Genomic DNA, 17,969 nt, shown 5'->3' with positions numbered 1-17,969 from the left:
GGGAATGCCTCTAGGGACGCTCCGCGTCCAGTGACGCGGAGCGTCACGGGCTGCATTCCCACGCAGAGCGTGGGAACGATCACCCAATACCGCAAAGCAGGGGTTTTCAGGCCGTTTCGACGGCCTTTTTTTATGCCTTGAAATCCGTCCTTTATATATCTCTATATCGAATAACCAAATGAATAAATATGATTTATGGATATATAAATCACCTGTTAAGGTCACTCCCATCACAGCGAGATCGCAAGCCGCGAATCGCTAGTACCGCTCAAGGAATCTTTTGAATGTTGGTCGTCTCACTCGGTGGCAGTCCTAGCCAACGCTCCCGTTCCGGCGTGTTGCTGGAGCGCTCCAAGCGCTGGTTGCAAGAGCAAGGGGTGGAAGTGGTGAGTTACCAGGTTCGCGACTTCCCGGCCGAAGACCTGCTGCACGCACGCTTCGACAGCCCCAAGGTTGTTGACCTGCTTCAACAAATTGAAAACGCCGACGGCCTGCTGATTGCCACACCGGTTTACAAGGCGTCGTTCTCGGGTGCACTGAAAACCGTGCTGGACTTGCTGCCCGAACGCGCACTGAGCCACAAGGTGGTGTTGCCAATGGCCACCGGCGGCAGCATCGCCCACATGCTGGCGGTGGATTACGCGCTCAAACCGGTGCTGTCGGCGCTGAAAGCTCAGGAAATGCTGCAGGGCATTTTTGCCGAGGACAGCCAGATCGCTTACGGCGAAGGCAGCGCCCAGGCGCAATTGACGCCGCAACTTGAACAACGATTGAACGAAGCGCTGGAGCAGTTTCTCAGCGCCATGGCGAGACGGCCCAAGCCGCTCGATCCGAACCTGTTGAATGAACGTTTGTTGAGTGCTCGCTGGAGCATTTAAACCTCGCCCGAAATTGAAGTACTCACCTTACTCAGCCGCCAACGGCCAAGCAGGTGCAGCCAAAACCCAACAGCAAAAAGGAGAGCGCTATGCGCACTGTCATTTTGCGTCGTGGTCTGGTCGCTCTGTTTGTTGCGGCTGTGTCCTTCGGCGCCATTACTCAAGCTCAAGCCGAGACGCTTCGGATCGGTTATCAAAAGTACGGCACGCTGGTGCTGCTCAAAGCCAAAGGCACATTGGAAAAACGCCTCGCCGCCCAAGGCGTGGATGTGCAATGGACGGAATTCCCTGGTGGCCCGCAACTGCTCGAAGGCCTGAACGTCGGCTCCATCGACTTTGGCGTGACGGGTGAAACCCCGCCAGTATTTGCCCAGGCTGCCGGTGCCGACTTGCTCTACGTCGCCTATGAACCTCCAGCACCGCACGCCGAAGCCATCCTGGTGCCGAAGGACTCGCCGATCAAATCGGTGAAGGACCTCAAGGGCAAGAAAGTCGTGCTCAACAAGGGCTCCAACGTTCACTACCTGCTGGTCCGCGCGCTTGAAGACGCAGGCCTCAAATACACCGACATCCAGACCGTGTTCCTGCCACCGGCCGATGCCCGCGCCGCCTTCGAGCGTGGCAGCGTCGACGCCTGGGTCATCTGGGATCCGTACCAGGCTGCCGCCGAACAGCAGCTGCAAGCGCACACCCTGCGCGACGGTCAAGGCATCGTCGACAACCATCAGTTCTACCTGGCCACCAAGCCTTACGCGCAGAAAAATCCCGAGGTGATCAAGACCCTCGTCGAAGAAGTGCGCGCCGTCGGTGAATGGGCCAAAGCCAATCCTGAAGACGTCACCCAACAGGTTTCGCCACTGCTCGGTCTGCCGGCAGACATCACCCTGACCTCAATGAAGCGCCAAGGCTTCGGCGCGATATTCCTCACACCTGAAGTCGTCGCCGCCCAACAGAAAATCGCCGACAGCTTCTATCAGCTCAAGCTGATTCCGAAGCAGTTGAGCATCAAAGACGTGATCTGGACGCCACCGGCAACTGTTGCCCAAAGCTCAGTAACCAAAGCGCAGTAATCCGATTCCCTTAGGAGACCACTCCATGAGCCTCAATATTTTCTGGTTCCTGCCTACCCACGGCGACGGCCATTACCTTGGCACCGCCGAAGGCGCTCGCGCCGTCGACCACGGTTACCTGCAACAAGTCGCGCAAGCGGCGGATCGTCTGGGGTTTGGCGGCGTGCTGATTCCTACCGGTCGCTCCTGCGAAGACTCTTGGCTGGTGGCCGCATCGCTGATCCCGGTGACCCAGCGTTTGAAATTCCTTGTCGCCCTGCGCCCCGGGATCATTTCCCCGACGGTGGCGGCGCGTCAGGCCGCGACGCTGGATCGTCTGTCCGGCGGCCGTGCGCTGTTCAACCTGGTGACCGGAGGCGATCCGGAAGAACTGGCCGGTGACGGTTTGTTCCTCAGTCACGAAGAGCGCTATCAGGCCTCGGTGGAATTCACCCGTATCTGGCGCCGCGTGCTGGAAGGCGAAACCGTTGATTACGACGGTCAGCACATCAGCGTGAAAGGCGCGAAGTTGCTCTATCCGCCGATCCAGCAACCGCGCCCGCCGCTGTACTTCGGCGGTTCGTCGGAAGCGGCGCAAGACCTTGCGGCAGAGCAAGTGGAAATGGTCCTGACCTGGGGCGAGCCGCCGGCCGCCGTGGCCGAGAAAATCGAACAAGTGCGCGCCAAAGCCGCGAAGCTCGGCCGTACCGTGCGCTTCGGCATTCGCCTGCATGTGATCGTTCGCGAAACCAACGCCGAAGCGTGGCAAGCGGCCGATAAATTGATCTCTCACCTGGACGACGAAACCATCGCTCGGGCCCAGGCGTCACTGGCGCGTTTCGATTCGGTCGGCCAGCAGCGCATGGCCGCACTGCATGGCGGTAGCCGCGACAATCTGGAAGTCAGCCCCAACCTCTGGGCCGGTGTCGGCCTGGTGCGCGGTGGCGCCGGGACAGCGCTGGTGGGTGACGGTCCGACCGTGGCCGCCCGTGTGAAGGAGTACGCGGAACTGGGCATCGACACGTTCATTTTCTCCGGTTATCCACACCTGGAAGAGTCGTACCGCGTCGCCGAGTTGCTGTTCCCGCACCTGGACGTCGAACGTCCCGAGTTACCCAAAAGCGCCGGTTACGTCAGCCCGTTCGGCGAGATGGTTGCCAACGACATTCTTCCCAAAGCCGCGTCCCAAAGCTGAGGCGCGTCATGAAGAAAATCATCCACAGCTTCGCGCCTTGGGCGTTGCCGGTGTTGTTGCTGGCGGTGTGGCAGTTGTCGGTGTCGGCGGGCTGGTTGTCGACGCGGATTCTGCCCGCCCCCATCGCGGTGATTGAAGCCGGCGTGAGCCTGGTGCGCAGCGGCGAAATCTGGACGCACCTGGCAATCAGCGGCTGGCGCGCCGCGCTGGGCTTCACCATTGGTGGCGGCATCGGTCTGGCGCTGGGCTTCATTACCGGCTTGTCGAAATGGGGTGAACGCCTGCTCGACAGTTCGGTACAGATGATCCGTAACGTGCCGCACCTGGCGCTGATTCCATTGGTGATCTTGTGGTTCGGTATTGACGAGTCGGCGAAGATTTTCCTGGTGGCGTTGGGCACTTTGTTCCCGATTTACCTCAACACTTATCACGGCATCCGCAACGTCGATCCGGCACTGGTGGAGATGGCACGCAGTTATGGCTTGTCCGGTTTCAGCCTGTTCCGTCAGGTGATTCTGCCGGGCGCGCTGCCTTCGATTCTGGTCGGGGTGCGTTTCGCCCTTGGCTTTATGTGGCTGACGTTGATCGTCGCGGAAACCATCTCCGCCAGTTCCGGCATCGGCTACCTGGCGATGAACGCCCGGGAGTTTTTGCAGACCGATGTGGTGGTGCTGGCAATTCTTCTGTACGCGGTGCTCGGCAAACTGGCCGACCTCGCGGCTCGTGGACTTGAGCGCGTGTGGTTGCGCTGGCATCCGGCTTATCAGGTAGCCAAGGGAGGTGCGGCATGACGGCTCAACAACCTCCGCGCCTGCTGCGTGGGATTCCGCTGGTGGTGCGCAAGCTGCAAAAAACCTTTGGCGCGCGGCAAGTGCTGCGTGAGATCGATCTGCACATTCCGGCCGGTCAGTTCGTCGCGGTGGTCGGTCGCAGTGGCTGCGGCAAAAGCACCTTGCTGCGACTGCTCGCCGGACTCGATCAGCCTACGGGTGGTCAATTGCTGGCCGGCGCTGCACCGCTGAGCGATGCGCGAGAAGACACACGGCTGATGTTCCAGGAAGCGCGTTTGCTGCCGTGGAAAAAGGTCATCGACAACGTCGGCCTCGGGTTGACGGGCAACTGGCGGCCGCAAGCGCTTCAGGCGCTGGAATCGGTCGGTCTGGCAGACCGTGCCAACGAATGGCCGGCAGCATTGTCCGGTGGGCAGAAACAACGTGTGGCCCTGGCGCGCGCGCTGATCCATCAACCGCGTTTGCTGTTGCTCGACGAGCCGCTGGGTGCGCTGGATGCCCTGACCCGGATTGAAATGCAGCAACTGATCGAACGGCTCTGGCAGCAGCATGGTTTTACCGTGTTGCTGGTGACGCACGACGTCAGTGAAGCGGTGGCGATTGCTGATCGGGTGATCCTGATCGAAGAAGGCGAAGTCGGCCTCGACCTGCTTGTGGAGCTGCCGCGCCCTCGGGTTCGCGGCTCCCATCGGCTGGCGGCGCTGGAAACTGAAGTCCTCAACCGCGTACTTGAACTGCCCGGTGAGCCGCCGGCACCGGAACCCGTTTCACCCTTGCCCACGCAATTGCGCTGGGCGCACTGACCCAAGTCTTACTCAACGACAGGAATTGACCTCATGACTATCAAAGCCATCAACGTTCGCAACCAGTTCAAAGGCTCCATCAAGGAAATCGTGCTGGGTGACGTGCTGTCGGAAATCGACGTGCAGACCGCCTCCGGCATTGTCACTTCAGTGATCACCACACGCTCGGTGAAAGAGCTGGAACTGGTGGTCGGCAGTGAAGTGATCGCGTTTGTGAAATCCACCGAAGTGTCGATCGCCAAGTTGTAAGCCCGTGGGCAAACAGCAACCCCGGAGGGTGTGAGCCCTTCGGGGTTTTTTATGTCAGGGCGCGGGGGCGCAGCGCCAACCTGCAGCGGGTGAATAAGTGCCGAGCGAAGACAGCACGCGCGGGTCGCTGAATAGCGCCTGCGCATTGGGGTCGATGTCTGCCGGCAACAAGGGCTGGCCGGTTAGCGCGGGCAACGTGGAATAGTCGATCTGCCACGGGGTTTGCCCGCCCTGGTGACGACCAAAGGACAATTCAGTCGTGAGCAGTTCGTGTGCTGCCGCAGCGCTCATGTGCTCACGCAAATGACCGCCGGGTGCCAGCGCGACAATCCGGCTGGCGGCAAACAGAAAGTAATCGCCGGCCAACACCAGGCAGGCAACTCGCACTGGATCATCGGCTGCCTGCAACCACTGACCGCGACAGATGCCGCGAGAGTCGGGCAGTCGCTCCCAGATTTCGTAGTAGTCATCGTCCAGGGCGGTTTCGATCAGGCGCTCACTGGTTTCAAAGTGCATGTGTCCGATGTCCTGCTCGGCGCTGGCAGGTTGATAGTCGAGTTTGCGATGCCACTGGCAAATGTCACCTTCGACCTCGGTCACACCGGCGAAGCCCTTTTGTTCGCTCAAGGTCAACAGGTCCGCGTGATTCAATTGTTCCAGGGGCAGCGCTGCGAGCGTGGCCGGCGGGATGCGCAGGTCGGCAAACAGGCGTGGGGTTTGCAGCCAGTACACCGCCGATTCGCTGTCGGTGCGCCCGGACTGGAAGGAGATCAGGCGTCGTTTCCACACGCCAAGGTAGTTGTCGGGTATGTGCGCCATGAGCAGAACACCTCGTTGCGTTATACGTCGCGCCTGGCCAGGTACGGCGGCAGGTACAGGCCCAGATAGGCATCAAATACGCGCATGCCTTCTTCGGCCATGCGTGGCGTGATCTGCTCGTGTTGTTGCACCGAGCGTGCGTAGACGCGGTCGCCAAGCTCCATGGCCAGCGCAAACACGTCGACGTCCGTGGGCAACTTCGGCAGTTCGAAGTGGTGATCGAAGAGTTTGTGCATCAAGTCGCCCAGTTCGATGTCGTGCTGGCGGTCAGCCTGGGTGACCTCGGTGAGGCCATGCTGCGCGAGGATCAATTGGCGAGCGGCGGCATCCTCGCTGTAGATCGCGAGCATGCGTTGTTCCACCAGTCGCGACAAATCGCGCCAGCTGTTGAGGGACGCATGATCGATGGGGGCTTGCAGGCATGCGCGGAACGCGGCGTGGACGTCGGCCGTCAAGGCTTCGAGCAGCGCCGGTACGCTGGCGAAAAAGTGGTAGACGGAAGAGGGTGGGATCTGCGCACGTTCGGCGACACTGTAGATCGACAGACTGGCCACGCCCTCGGCGGCCAGCAGTGTGCGGGCGGCATCGAGGATCGTATCGATCCGCGCCTGGCTGCGGGCGCGGGGTTTGCGTGGGGTGGCGAGTCGGGTCATCGAAGTCTCCTGCGGGGGCAGCGGGCATTGTACGAGGCGACTGACACCTTGTCTGTATGGGCACCGCTGCCCGGCTGGCAGGAGAAGGAAGGTCAGCCGCCGACGTTCACGGTGCGGTCATTGAGCGGTTGAACAGGGCGTGCGTTCATCGGGTACAACGCCTTAAAGGCCTCCAGCTGGGCATGGGACAATTGCACTGGTTCGGTCAGGATGTTCCAGCGCACCCCCTCGCTGCAGGGAGGGGTGGTTAGCGATCCCATATAGGAATAGTAGTGACGGTTGGCCGGCAGCAGGTCTGCGATGTTTTGCATGTCCAGCGTTGTCTGGTCGCCCACTTTTTTGGGCATTGCGGCAAGAATGGGTTCCAGTGCCGGGTTGTGGGCGCCTTCTTCAAACAGCACGGCAACTACGGCTAGTTCGCCGGCAGCGTTGCTGTGGACAAAATGCGCATCCAGCGGATAGGCGCGTCCCTGGATGTTTTCTTCACTGGGCGTATGAAAGTGAAACTGCACGAGCGAGTAGTCGCCGGTAGGCAAGGTGATACCGCCCGCGTCCTTTGGTGAAACCTGAATGGTGTGGCCATTGTTCAGGATGGTGACCGGGCTTGCCCGATAGTTAAAGGTCAGGGGGGCCAGGCTGACCTTGACCGCGCTACTGATATCGATGGGTGACTGCGCCTTGCCGGTTGAGCAGAGTTTGTAGTCACTCTTGAGGTCGCCCCAGTGCTCCGGGCCGGAGTGATCGCTGTAGGTCCAAGTGGAAGTGTGGTCGTCCCCGGCAACGGCAGGGATGCACATGCTAGCGCCGATCAGTGAAAGAGCTGCGCCCATCAGGATTATTTTCATGGTAATTGATCCTCAAAATTCAGGCGGGTGTCGAGTCTTGCCTGGCATACCAAAGTGTGAGATTCAAATGATGGCGAGTCTATGGTCTTTCTTGCGTGCAGCGCTCCAAAGGGGGACAAAAAAACGCCGCAGGCTGTGAAGCCGGCAGCGTTGTTTTTTACTGCAACCGCTTACACGGTATGCAGGTACCAGTTGTACTCAAGGTCGGAGATGGAGTGTTCGAACTCCTCCAGCTCGCTCTCTTTGCACGCGACGAAGATATCGATGTACTTCGGATCGATGTACTTGGCCATGACTTCGCTGTCGTCCAGCTCGCGCAATGCATCGCGCAGGTTGTTCGGCAGGCTTTGCTCGTTCTGCTCGTAGGAGTTGCCTTCTACGGGTGCGCCTGGCTCGATCTTGTTGGTCAGGCCGTGGTGCACGCCTGCCAGGACCGAGGCCATCAACAGGTACGGGTTGGCATCGGCGCCGGCAACACGGTGTTCGATACGTACGGCATCGGAAGAGCCGGTCGGTACGCGAATCGCCACGGTACGGTTGTCCAGGCCCCAGCACGGCGAGTTCGGCACGTAGAACTGTGCGCCGAAACGACGGTAGGAGTTGACGTTCGGGCAGAGGAAAGCCATCTGCGCGGGCAGGGTCTCGAGCACACCGCCGATCGCGTGACGCAGTGCGGCGTTCTGCTCGGGATCCTCGCTGGCAAAAATGTTTTTGCCGTCTTTATCAAGAATCGAGATATGGACGTGCAGACCGTTGCCCGCCTGGCCCGGGTAAGGCTTGGCCATGAAGGTGGTGTCCATTTCATGGTCGTAGGCGATGTTTTTGATCAGGCGCTTGAGCAGAACCGCGTAGTCGCAGGCCTTGATCGGGTCGGCCACGTGGTGCAGGTTCACTTCGAATTGCGCCGGGGCACTTTCCTTGACGATCGCGTCGGCAGGGATGCCTTGCTCTTTCGCACCTTCCAGAATGTCCTGGAGGCAATCGACGTATTCGTCGAGGTCGTCGATCAGGTAGACCTGAGTCGAATGCGGGCGTTTGCCAGAGATCGGCGAGCGTGGCGGCTGTGGACGGCCGTTCACGTTTTCCTGGTCGATCAGGTAGAACTCCAGTTCGAACGCGGCGCAGATGGTCAGGCCCATCTCGTCGAACTTGGTCACGACTTGACGCAGCACTTCACGGGGATCCGCGAAGAAAGGGTCACCTTCGAGTTCGTGCATGGTCATCAACAGCTGCGCGGTAGGGCGTTTCTGCCAAGGCTCATTGCACAGGGTGTCGGGGATTGGATAGCAGATTCGGTCAGCATCACCGATGTCCAGGCCCAGGCCGGTGCTTTCCACCGTCGAGCCATTGATATCCAGAGCAAATAGAGAGGCCGGCAGGTTGATGCCTTTCTCGTAAACCTTGTGGAGGCTGGTGCGTTCAATGCGCTTGCCGCGCACCACACCATTCATATCCGCAATCAGAAGGTCAACGTACAGAACCTCAGGATGTTCCTTAAGGAACGCGTTCGCTTCGTTAAGCTGAACGGCACGCGGGGGTACCGACATGATGCAACACCTTTGTTGTTAAAAATATCAATCATTGATCTCTTCGGATTCCAGTCAACCCGAACGGCATGCCGAAGTCAAGCGAGGCCTTTTTTGCCCTAAAAAAGCGCTCGTAAGGCTTTTTTGAGGCACTTTGGGGCGTTTTTATGCCTTTGAACGCTTTAGCCGACGCGGGGTTGAGCGGGGCGTGTTGTATTTTTTACGGGGGTGTTGTGTAAAAAAATGAACAAGGCTAAGCTCGATTCAAACCCATAACACCAATAATACCGGGGTGCTTCATGTCTCGCCTGCCGATAATCGGCATCACCGACTGCTCTAGGCAGATTGGTCTGCATGCTTACCACATCAGTGGCGACACTTGCGTCCGCGCCGTAGCCTCATCGGCTTCGGGCCCGCTCAAAACTCTGCGGTCGCTGGCGGCTCATCGGTCTGCGTCCGATATTCTGGACGGTCCTGATGGCACCCCCATTACGGTTACTCCATTCAATATAGAACCGATTCACAATAGCGGCCTGGCTATCGCACAGGACTCCGCTCGTGATTCTGCACGCCCGGCCGTTGGCGCGCAGTCCGCAAGAAACACGATAGCCTGTCGCAGACACCCGTTTCAACGCGACGCCGATGCGTCAAACATCGCCTGACTTGCAAGAGTCAGGAAACTCAAAGCCTAGAGGCATTTATGAGTAACAACCTCGACCAGCTCACCGATTGGTTGAAAGACCACAAGATCACAGAAGTCGAATGCATGATCGCCGACTTGACCGGGATTACCCGGGGCAAGATTTCGCCGACCAACAAGTTCATTGCCGAAAAAGGCATGCGCCTGCCTGAAAGCGTTTTGTTGCAGACCGTGACAGGCGACTACGTCGAAGACGACATCTATTACGAGCTGCTCGACCCGGCCGACATCGACATGATCTGCCGCCCCGACCAGAACGCTGTGTTTCTGGTGCCGTGGGCCATCGAGCCGACTGCCCAGGTGATCCACGACACCTACGACAAGCAAGGCAACCCGATCGAGCTGTCGCCGCGCAACGTGCTCAAGAAGGTCCTGAAACTCTATACCGACAAGGGCTGGCAGCCGATCGTGGCGCCGGAAATGGAGTTCTACCTGACCAAGCGCAGCGACGACCCCGACTATCCGCTGCAGCCGCCGATCGGTCGCTCCGGGCGCCCGGAAATCGGTCGCCAGTCGTTCTCGATTGAAGCGGCGAACGAATTCGATCCGCTGTTTGAAGACGTCTACGACTGGTGCGAATTGCAGGAGCTGGACCTCGATACGTTGATCCACGAGGACGGCACGGCGCAGATGGAAATCAACTTCCGTCACGGCGATGCCCTGTCCCTGGCCGACCAGATCCTGGTGTTCAAGCGCACCATGCGCGAAGCCGCGCTCAAGCACGACGTGGCGGCGACCTTCATGGCCAAGCCCATGACCGGTGAACCGGGCAGTGCGATGCACTTGCACCAGAGCATCATCGACATCGAGACCGGCAAGAACATCTTCTCCAATGAAGACGGGACCATGAGCCAGTTGTTCCTGCACCACATCGGTGGCTTGCAGAAACTCATTCCCGAGCTGTTGCCGCTGTTCGCGCCCAACGTCAACTCGTTCCGCCGCTTCCTGCCGGACACCTCGGCACCGGTGAACGTGGAGTGGGGCGAAGAGAACCGCACCGTGGGCCTGCGGGTTCCGGACGCCGGGCCGCAAAACCGCCGGGTGGAAAACCGTCTGCCGGGCGCCGATGCCAACCCGTACCTGGCGATTGCCGCGAGCCTGCTCTGCGGTTACGTCGGCATGGTCGAAGGCCTCAATCCGAGTGCCCCGGTGGTGGGCCGTGGCTATGAACGCCGCAACCTGCGCCTGCCGCTGACCATTGAAGATGCGCTGGATCGCATGGAAAACAGCTCAACCATCGAGAAGTACCTGGGCAAAAATTTCATTACTGGCTACGTCGCGGTCAAGCGGGCCGAGCATGAAAACTTCAAGCGCGTGATCAGTTCGTGGGAACGGGAATTCCTGCTCTTTGCCGTCTGATACGCCGGGCGCCGTCGTTGTCGGGCGGCGCTTTCACCTGATTTTTTAGGAGATTTACATGACCAGTAACAATCCGCAAACCCGTGAATGGCAAACCCTGAGCAACGATCACCACCTGGCTCCGTTCAGTGATTTCAAGCAGCTGAAAGAGAAAGGCCCGCGGATCATCACCAACGCCAAGGGCGTTTACCTGTGGGACAGCGAAGGCAACAAGATCCTCGACGGCATGGCCGGCCTGTGGTGCGTAGCGATCGGTTACGGTCGTGATGAACTGGCCGATGCCGCTAGCAAGCAAATGCGCGAACTGCCTTACTACAACCTGTTCTTCCAGACCGCTCACCCTCCGGTTCTGGAGCTGGCCAAGGCCATCGCCGACATCGCCCCAGAAGGCATGAACCACGTGTTCTTCACCGGCTCCGGCTCCGAAGGCAACGACACCATGCTGCGTATGGTTCGTCACTACTGGGCGATCAAGGGCCAACCGAAAAAGAAAGTCATCATCAGCCGCAAGAACGGCTATCACGGTTCTACCGTGGCCGGCGCGAGCCTGGGTGGCATGACGTACATGCACGAACAAGGCGACTTGCCGATTCCGGGCATTGTCCACATCGCACAGCCGTACTGGTTCACCGAAGGCGGCGACATGACGCCTGAAGAGTTCGGCGTCTGGGCGGCGAATCAGCTGGAAGAGAAAATTCTGGAAATCGGCGTGGATAACGTCGGTGCCTTTATTGCCGAGCCGATCCAGGGCGCCGGTGGCGTGATCATTCCGCCAGACACCTACTGGCCGCGCATCAAGGAAATCCTCGCCAAGTACGACATCCTGTTCGTGGCGGACGAAGTGATTTGTGGTTTTGGCCGTACCGGTGAGTGGTTCGGTACCGATTACTACGACCTCAAGCCCGACATGATGACCATCGCCAAAGGCCTGACCTCCGGCTACATCCCCATGGGTGGCCTGATCGTGCGTGACGAAGTCGTCGAGGTGCTGAACGAAGGCGGCGACTTCAACCACGGCTTCACGTACTCCGGTCACCCGGTGGCCGCTGCGGTGGCGCTGGAAAACATCCGCATCCTGCGCGAAGAAAAAATTATCGAGCGCGTTCATGCAGAAACGGCACCCTATTTGCAGAAACGTCTGCGGGAACTGAACGATCACCCGTTGGTGGGAGAAGTGCGTGGTGTCGGTCTGTTGGGGGCCATTGAACTGGTTCAGGACAAAGCCACTCGCAAACGTTACGAAGGCAAGGGCGTCGGCATGATTTGCCGCCAGTTCTGCTTCGACAACGGCCTGATCATGCGCGCCGTGGGCGACACCATGATCATTGCTCCGCCACTGGTGATTACACCGGCTGAAATCGATGAGTTGGTGGCCAAGGCACGCAAGTGTCTGGACCTGACCCTGAGTGCGTTGCAGGGCTAAGTGCTAGGCTCTGAGCGTAAGTGGCCGGGGTTTGTATCAAAACAGCTACTTTCGCTCAGCGCTGTCAGAAAGCGTGGCCTTTCCTTGAAAGACCGATGTGGATCTTGCCAGACTAGCCGCGGTTCCAGTTGCCCGGGTTCGGTCGCTGAAAACAAGTGGTTCAAAAAAGAAAAATTTGGAGCATTACGCATGAAGGCACTAGGTAAAAAGCTCGCTGGTAAGACTCTCCTTGCCATGTCGTTGATGGGGTTGATGGCGGGCGCGGTTCAGGCCGATGACAAAGTACTGCACGTGTACAACTGGTCCGATTACATCGCACCGGACACCATCAAGAAGTTCGAAGACGAGTCGGGGATCAAAGTCGTCTACGACGTGTTCGACAGCAACGAAACCCTTGAAGCCAAGTTGCTGGCCGGCAAATCCGGTTACGACATCGTCGTACCGTCGAACAACTTCCTGGCCAAGCAAATCAAGGCCGGCGTTTACCAGAAGCTGGACAAGTCCAAGCTGCCTAACTGGAAAAACCTGAACACCGACCTGCTCAAGGCGGTATCGGTGAGCGACCCGGGCAACGAACATGCCTTCCCGTACATGTGGGGCTCGATCGGCATTGGCTACAACGCCGAGAAGGTCAAGGCTGCACTGGGTGCCGACGCACCGGTCGATTCCTGGGACCTGATCTTCAAACCTGAAAACGCCGCCAAGCTGAAGTCCTGCGGTATCAGCTTGCTGGACTCGCCAACCGAGATGATTCCGGTGGCGCTGCACTACCTGGGCCTGCCAACCGACAGCCAGAAGAAAGAAGACATCGACAAGGCTGAAGCGCTGATCATGAAGGTCCGTCCTTCGATCGCCTACTTCCACTCGTCCAAGTACATCTCCGACCTTGCCAACGGCAACATCTGTGTAGCCGTGGGTTACTCGGGTGACGTGTATCAGGCCAAGTCCCGCGCGGCTGAAGCCGGTGACAAGGTCAAAGTCAGCTACAACATTCCGAAAGAAGGTGCTGGCAGCTTCTACGACATGGTCGCCATCCCTAAAGATGCCGAGAACGTCGAAGGCGCCTACAAGTTCATGACCTTCCTGCAGAAGCCGGAAATCATGGCTGAAATCACCAACGCCGTGCGCTTCCCGAACGGTAACGCGGCTGCCACGCCACTGGTGGATAAAGACATCACCGCGGATCCAGGCATCTACCCGCCAGCGGACGTGCTGGCCAAGCTGTACGCGATTGCCGACTTGCCGGCCGCGACCCAGCGGATCCTGACTCGCAGCTGGACCAAGATCAAATCGGGTAAATAAGGCGTAAAACCCTGTAGCAGCTGCCGCAGGCTGCGTCCAACTGCGAAGCAGTTGTGCTGTTGAAAACGCGGGAAGGTCCTTCGGACCTTAACGCTGCCTTCGGCAGCTGCTACAGGTATCTGCATAAAAGTTTTGCTGGAACGGTTTTTCGAGGGTAAGTTGCGCGCCGGTTTTGTTGCTGGGCAATCACGGTTGTCATGTAACGCGGGGCAACTTGGGCCCAACTAATTTTAGAGGACCTCCACTTGCCTATTTTTTCTTTGTTTCGCAATGCCTTGCTGGCTGGCGCTGGACTGACACTTGCCGTTAGTGTCCAGGCCGCCGGTACTGTGCATATTTATAACTGGTCGGACTACATCGGTCCGACCACCCTGGCTGACTTCCAGAAAGAGACCGGCATCAAGCCGGTCTATGACGTCTTCGACTCCAACGAAACCCTGGAAGGCAAGTTGCTGGCCGGGCGTACCGGTTACGACGTGGTCGTGCCGTCCAACCACTTCCTTGGCAAGCAGATCAAGGCGGGCGCCTTCCAGAAACTCGACAAGTCGAAGCTGACTAACTATTCCAACCTCGACCCGGTGCTGCTCAAGCGCCTGGAGCAGAACGATCCGGGCAACCAGTACGCGGTGCCGTACCTGTGGGGCACCAACGGCATCGGTTACAACGTCGACAAAATCAAAGCCGTGCTGGGCGTCGACACGATCGATTCATGGAGCGTGCTGTTCGAGCCGGAGAACATCAAGAAGCTGCACAGCTGCGGCGTGGCGTTCCTCGACTCGGCCGATGAAATGATGCCGACCGTGCTCAACTACATGGGCCTGAACGCCAACAGCACTGATCCCAAGGATTATGAAAAGGCCACCGCCAAGTTGCTCGCCGTGCGGCCGTACGTGACTTACTTCCATTCCTCCAAGTACATCTCGGACCTGGCCAACGGCGACATCTGCATCGCCATCGGTTTCTCCGGCGACATGTTCCAGGCCCGCAACCGTGCGGAAGAAGCCAAGAAAGGCGTGAACATCGTCTACACCATTCCCAAGGAAGGCGGCGCTCTGTGGTTCGACATGCTGGCGATTCCCAAGGATTCGGCCAACACCAAAGAGGCCCACGCGTTCATCAACTATTTGTTGAAACCCGAGGTGATCGCACAGGTCAGTGATTCTGTTGGCTATGCGAATCCCAACCCTGCTTCGGACAAACTGATGGAACAGTCCATCCGCACAGACGAGTCGGTTTATCCACCGCAAGCAGTCCTCGACAAGACCTACGTGTCGGTCGAATTACCACCGAATATTCAACGTTTGATGACCCGCAGCTGGACCAAGGTCAAGACGGGTAAATAGCTTCAAGGCTCAAACTATCCAAGGTTGGCTCACCTTGAGCGAACTGCACTCTTTTTTTCTGGGAGTTTCGTAAATGGCAGTTGCCTCCGGCGCCTATAAGAAAGCCCTCGAGGGCGACCAGTCACCTAAACAGGTGCTGGTCAAAATCGACCGGGTCACGAAAAAGTTCGACGAGACGATTGCCGTGGACGATGTGTCCCTGGAAATCAAGAAAGGCGAAATTTTCGCCCTGCTCGGCGGTTCGGGATCGGGCAAGTCCACGTTGCTGCGCATGCTCGCTGGCTTCGAACGGCCAACGGAGGGGCGCATTTTCCTCGACGGCGTAGACATCACTGACATGCCGCCGTACGAGCGGCCGATCAACATGATGTTCCAGTCCTACGCCTTGTTCCCGCACATGACCGTGGCGCAGAACATCGCCTTCGGCCTCAAGCAGGACAAGCTGCCTGCCGCCGAAGTCGATGCGCGCGTGGCCGACATGCTCAAACTCGTGCAGATGAGCCAGTACGCCAAGCGCAAGCCGCATCAGTTGTCCGGTGGCCAGCGTCAGCGTGTGGCACTGGCGCGCTCGCTGGCCAAGCGACCGAAGCTGTTGCTGCTCGACGAGCCAATGGGCGCCCTGGATAAAAAGCTGCGTTCGCAGATGCAACTGGAGCTGGTGGAGATCATCGAGCGCGTCGGCGTAACCTGCGTCATGGTGACCCACGACCAGGAAGAGGCCATGACCATGGCCGAGCGCATCGCGATCATGCACCTGGGCTGGATTGCCCAGATCGGCAGCCCGATCGACATCTACGAAACCCCGACCAGTCGCCTGGTCTGCGAATTCATCGGCAACGTCAACATCTTCGACGGTGAAGTGATCGACGACGCCGAAGGTCACGCGACCATTACCTGCAAGGACCTGGATCGCCAGATCTACGTGGGCCACGGCATCAGTACCTCGGTGCAGGACAAATCCGTGACCTACGCGATCCGTCCGGAAAAACTGCTGGTGACGCCGACGCAGCCGACCTGCGAATACAACTGGTCCAGCGGCAAAGTGCACGACATCGCCTACCTCGGCGGGCACTCGGTGTTCTACGTCGAACTGCCAAGCGGCAAGATCGTCCAGTCGTTCGTCGCCAACGCCGAGCGCCGTGGTCAGCGCCCAACCTGGGGTGACCAGGTTTACGTGTATTGGGAAGACGACAGCGGCGTGGTACTTCGCTCATGAACATGCGCAAATTCAAACGCCGCCTCAATCGAATAATTCCCGGTGGCCGTCAGCTGGTCATCGGGGTTCCGTTCATCTGGCTGTTCATGTTCTTCATGCTGCCGTTCTTCATCGTCTTGAAGATCAGCTTCGCCGAAGCCGATGTGGCCATTCCGCCGTACACCGAAATCTACAACTTCGTCGACCAGAAGCTGCAGGTGCTGCTCAACCTCGGCAACTACGCCATGCTGGCGGGCGACGAGTTGTACATCGCCGCTTACCTCGGCTCGTTGAAGATGGCGCTGATCAGCACCGTCCTCTGTTTGCTGATCGGGTACCCGATGGCCTACGCCATTGCCAGTGCCCGTAAAGAGCTGCAAACGGTCCTCGTGCTGCTGATCATGATGCCGACCTGGACCGCCATCCTGATCCGCGTTTACGCGTGGATGGGCATCCTCAGCAACAACGGTCTGCTCAATGGTTTCCTGATGAGCATGGGCTGGATCAGCGAACCGCTGCAGATCCTCAACACCAACCTCGCCGTCTATATTGGTGTCGTTTACTCCTATCTGCCATTCATGATCCTGCCGCTCTACGCCAACCTGGTGAAGCACGACCACAGCCTGCTGGAAGCCGCATCCGATCTGGGTTCTAGCACCTTCAACAGCTTCTGGAAAATCACCATTCCGCTGTCCAAGAACGGCATCGTCGCTGGCTGCATGCTGGTGTTCATTCCGGTGGTGGGCGAGTTCGTGATCCCGGAACTGCTCGGCGGCCCGGAAACCCTGATGATCGGTAAAGTGCTTTGGCAAGAGTTCTTCAACAACCGTGACTGGCCCGTGGCGTCAGCCCTGGCGGTGGTGATGCTGGCGATCCTGATTGTGCCGATCATCCTGTTCAACCGCAGTCAGGCCAAAGAAATGGAGGGCAAAGAATGAAGCGCTTCAGATTCTCAAGCTTGATGCTGGTGCTGGGTTTGCTGTTCATCTACGCGCCGATGCTGATCCTGGTGATCTACTCGTTCAACGCCTCAAAACTGGTGACGGTGTGGGGCGGCTGGTCGATCAAATGGTACGTCGGGTTGATGGACAACACTCAGTTGATGGGCTCGGTGGTGCGCTCGCTGGAAATCGCCTGCTACACGGCGGTGGCGGCGGTGGCGCTGGGTACATTGGCCGCGTTCGTCCTGACCCGTATCACCCGCTTCAAAGGTCGCACGCTGTTCGGTGGCCTGGTCACCGCACCGCTGGTGATGCCCGAAGTCATCACCGGTCTGTCGCTGTTGCTGCTGTTCGTGGCCATGGCGCAGATGATCGGTTGGCCACAGGAACGCGGCATCGTCACTATCTGGATCGCCCACACTACGTTCTGTGCGGCGTATGTGGCGGTGGTGGTGTCGGCGCGTTTGCGTGAGTTGGACTTGTCCATCGAAGAGGCGGCCATGGACCTTGGTGCGCGGCCGTGGAAGGTGTTCTTCCTGATCACCATCCCGATGATCGCGCCCTCGTTGGGAGCAGGCGGCATGATGTCTTTCGCGCTGTCGCTGGATGACCTGGTGCTGGCGAGCTTCGTCTCGGGGCCGGGTTCCACGACCCTGCCAATGGAAGTGTTCTCGGCGGTGCGTCTGGGCGTGAAACCGGAGATCAACGCCGTGGCCAGCCTGATTTTGCTGGCGGTATCGCTGATGACGTTCCTGGTCTGGTTCTTCAGCCGTCGTGCCGAAGAGAGCCGCAAGCGTGCGATTCAGCAGGCCATCGAAGAAGGCGCTGCCGACTCCTGGAAGCAACCGGACGTACGCCGCGCGCAGGCGCCGGAAGCGGCTTGATCTACGGATGATCG

17 protein-coding genes are annotated in these 17,969 nt (G+C 58.9%); 13 read left to right on the top strand and 4 right to left on the bottom strand.

What is annotated here, in order from left to right:
- The first annotated feature begins 284 nt into the window (after positions 1–284).
- The 6 genes from ssuE (at position 285) to C7534_RS10120 (ending at position 4,965) form a co-directional block, all read left to right on the top strand.
- Positions 285–878, top strand: coding sequence for an NADPH-dependent FMN reductase (gene ssuE / locus C7534_RS10145; RefSeq protein ID WP_046032281.1), 594 nt, complete (start codon positions 285–287; stop codon positions 876–878).
- Positions 879–967: 89 nt separating this feature from the next.
- On the top strand, positions 968–1,948 hold the full coding sequence (locus tag C7534_RS10140) for a sulfonate ABC transporter substrate-binding protein (RefSeq protein ID WP_046032282.1): 981 nt from the start codon (positions 968–970) through the stop codon (positions 1,946–1,948).
- A 25-nt stretch (positions 1,949–1,973) separates the two neighbouring features.
- Entirely contained in the window at positions 1,974–3,122 is a 1,149-nt protein-coding gene (ssuD, locus tag C7534_RS10135) for an FMNH2-dependent alkanesulfonate monooxygenase (RefSeq protein ID WP_109785677.1), read from the top strand.
- Between the two features lie 8 nt (positions 3,123–3,130).
- Positions 3,131–3,913, top strand: a complete 783-nt coding sequence (ssuC, locus tag C7534_RS10130) for an aliphatic sulfonate ABC transporter permease SsuC (protein ID WP_046032284.1) — start codon at positions 3,131–3,133, stop codon at positions 3,911–3,913.
- On the top strand, positions 3,910–4,716 hold the full coding sequence (gene ssuB, locus C7534_RS10125; protein ID WP_046032285.1) for an aliphatic sulfonates ABC transporter ATP-binding protein: 807 nt from the start codon (positions 3,910–3,912) through the stop codon (positions 4,714–4,716). Before ssuC ends, ssuB begins: the two co-directional genes overlap by 4 nt.
- Positions 4,717–4,749: 33 nt before the next feature.
- Positions 4,750–4,965 carry a TOBE domain-containing protein gene (locus C7534_RS10120; RefSeq protein WP_003229256.1) on the top strand — a complete coding sequence of 72 codons (216 nt, stop codon included), beginning with the start codon at positions 4,750–4,752 and terminating at the stop codon, positions 4,963–4,965.
- 54 nt (positions 4,966–5,019) lie between these two features.
- Here the strand turns inward: C7534_RS10120 and C7534_RS10115 are convergent, their stop codons facing one another.
- From C7534_RS10115 to C7534_RS10100, 4 genes are all read right to left on the bottom strand, one after another.
- Positions 5,020–5,784, bottom strand: a complete 765-nt coding sequence (locus tag C7534_RS10115) for a hypothetical protein (RefSeq protein ID WP_109785676.1) — start codon at positions 5,782–5,784, stop codon at positions 5,020–5,022.
- 20 nt (positions 5,785–5,804) lie between these two features.
- Positions 5,805–6,437 carry a TetR/AcrR family transcriptional regulator gene (locus C7534_RS10110; protein WP_046032287.1) on the bottom strand — a complete coding sequence of 211 codons (633 nt, stop codon included), beginning with the start codon at positions 6,435–6,437 and terminating at the stop codon, positions 5,805–5,807.
- A gap of 92 nt (positions 6,438–6,529) precedes the next feature.
- On the bottom strand, positions 6,530–7,282 hold the full coding sequence (locus tag C7534_RS10105) for a carbonic anhydrase (protein ID WP_046032288.1): 753 nt from the start codon (positions 7,280–7,282) through the stop codon (positions 6,530–6,532).
- A 170-nt stretch (positions 7,283–7,452) separates the two neighbouring features.
- Complete coding sequence (locus C7534_RS10100) at positions 7,453–8,829, bottom strand: glutamine synthetase family protein (protein WP_017341358.1); 1,377 nt, start codon at positions 8,827–8,829, stop codon at positions 7,453–7,455.
- 679 nt (positions 8,830–9,508) lie between these two features.
- Here C7534_RS10100 and C7534_RS10090 point away from each other — a divergent pair.
- From C7534_RS10090 to C7534_RS10060, 7 genes are all read left to right on the top strand, one after another.
- A complete protein-coding gene (locus C7534_RS10090; RefSeq protein ID WP_046032289.1) occupies positions 9,509–10,867 on the top strand; it encodes a glutamine synthetase family protein in 1,359 nt (452 codons plus the stop codon).
- A 58-nt stretch (positions 10,868–10,925) separates the two neighbouring features.
- Entirely contained in the window at positions 10,926–12,290 is a 1,365-nt protein-coding gene (locus C7534_RS10085) for an aspartate aminotransferase family protein (protein ID WP_109785674.1), read from the top strand.
- Between the two features lie 189 nt (positions 12,291–12,479).
- Positions 12,480–13,592, top strand: coding sequence for a polyamine ABC transporter substrate-binding protein (locus tag C7534_RS10080; RefSeq protein WP_109785673.1), 1,113 nt, complete (start codon positions 12,480–12,482; stop codon positions 13,590–13,592).
- Positions 13,593–13,837: 245 nt separating this feature from the next.
- Entirely contained in the window at positions 13,838–14,935 is a 1,098-nt protein-coding gene (locus C7534_RS10075) for a polyamine ABC transporter substrate-binding protein (protein ID WP_046032292.1), read from the top strand.
- Between the two features lie 73 nt (positions 14,936–15,008).
- Entirely contained in the window at positions 15,009–16,151 is a 1,143-nt protein-coding gene (locus tag C7534_RS10070) for an ABC transporter ATP-binding protein (protein WP_046032293.1), read from the top strand.
- A 35-nt stretch (positions 16,152–16,186) separates the two neighbouring features.
- Positions 16,187–17,068 (top strand): ABC transporter permease subunit, encoded by an 882-nt coding sequence (locus C7534_RS10065; protein ID WP_175649027.1) that lies wholly within the window; start codon positions 16,187–16,189, stop codon positions 17,066–17,068.
- Positions 17,065–17,955, top strand: a complete 891-nt coding sequence (locus tag C7534_RS10060) for an ABC transporter permease subunit (RefSeq protein ID WP_046032295.1) — start codon at positions 17,065–17,067, stop codon at positions 17,953–17,955. Before C7534_RS10065 ends, C7534_RS10060 begins: the two co-directional genes overlap by 4 nt.
- Positions 17,956–17,969 lie beyond the last annotated feature (14 nt).

Source organism: Pseudomonas sp. OV226 (genome assembly GCF_003148705.1).
Lineage (GTDB): Bacteria > Pseudomonadota > Gammaproteobacteria > Pseudomonadales > Pseudomonadaceae > Aquipseudomonas.
The sequence above is the reverse complement of the archived record's forward strand: the minus strand, read 5'-3'. Positions and strand labels throughout refer to the sequence as shown.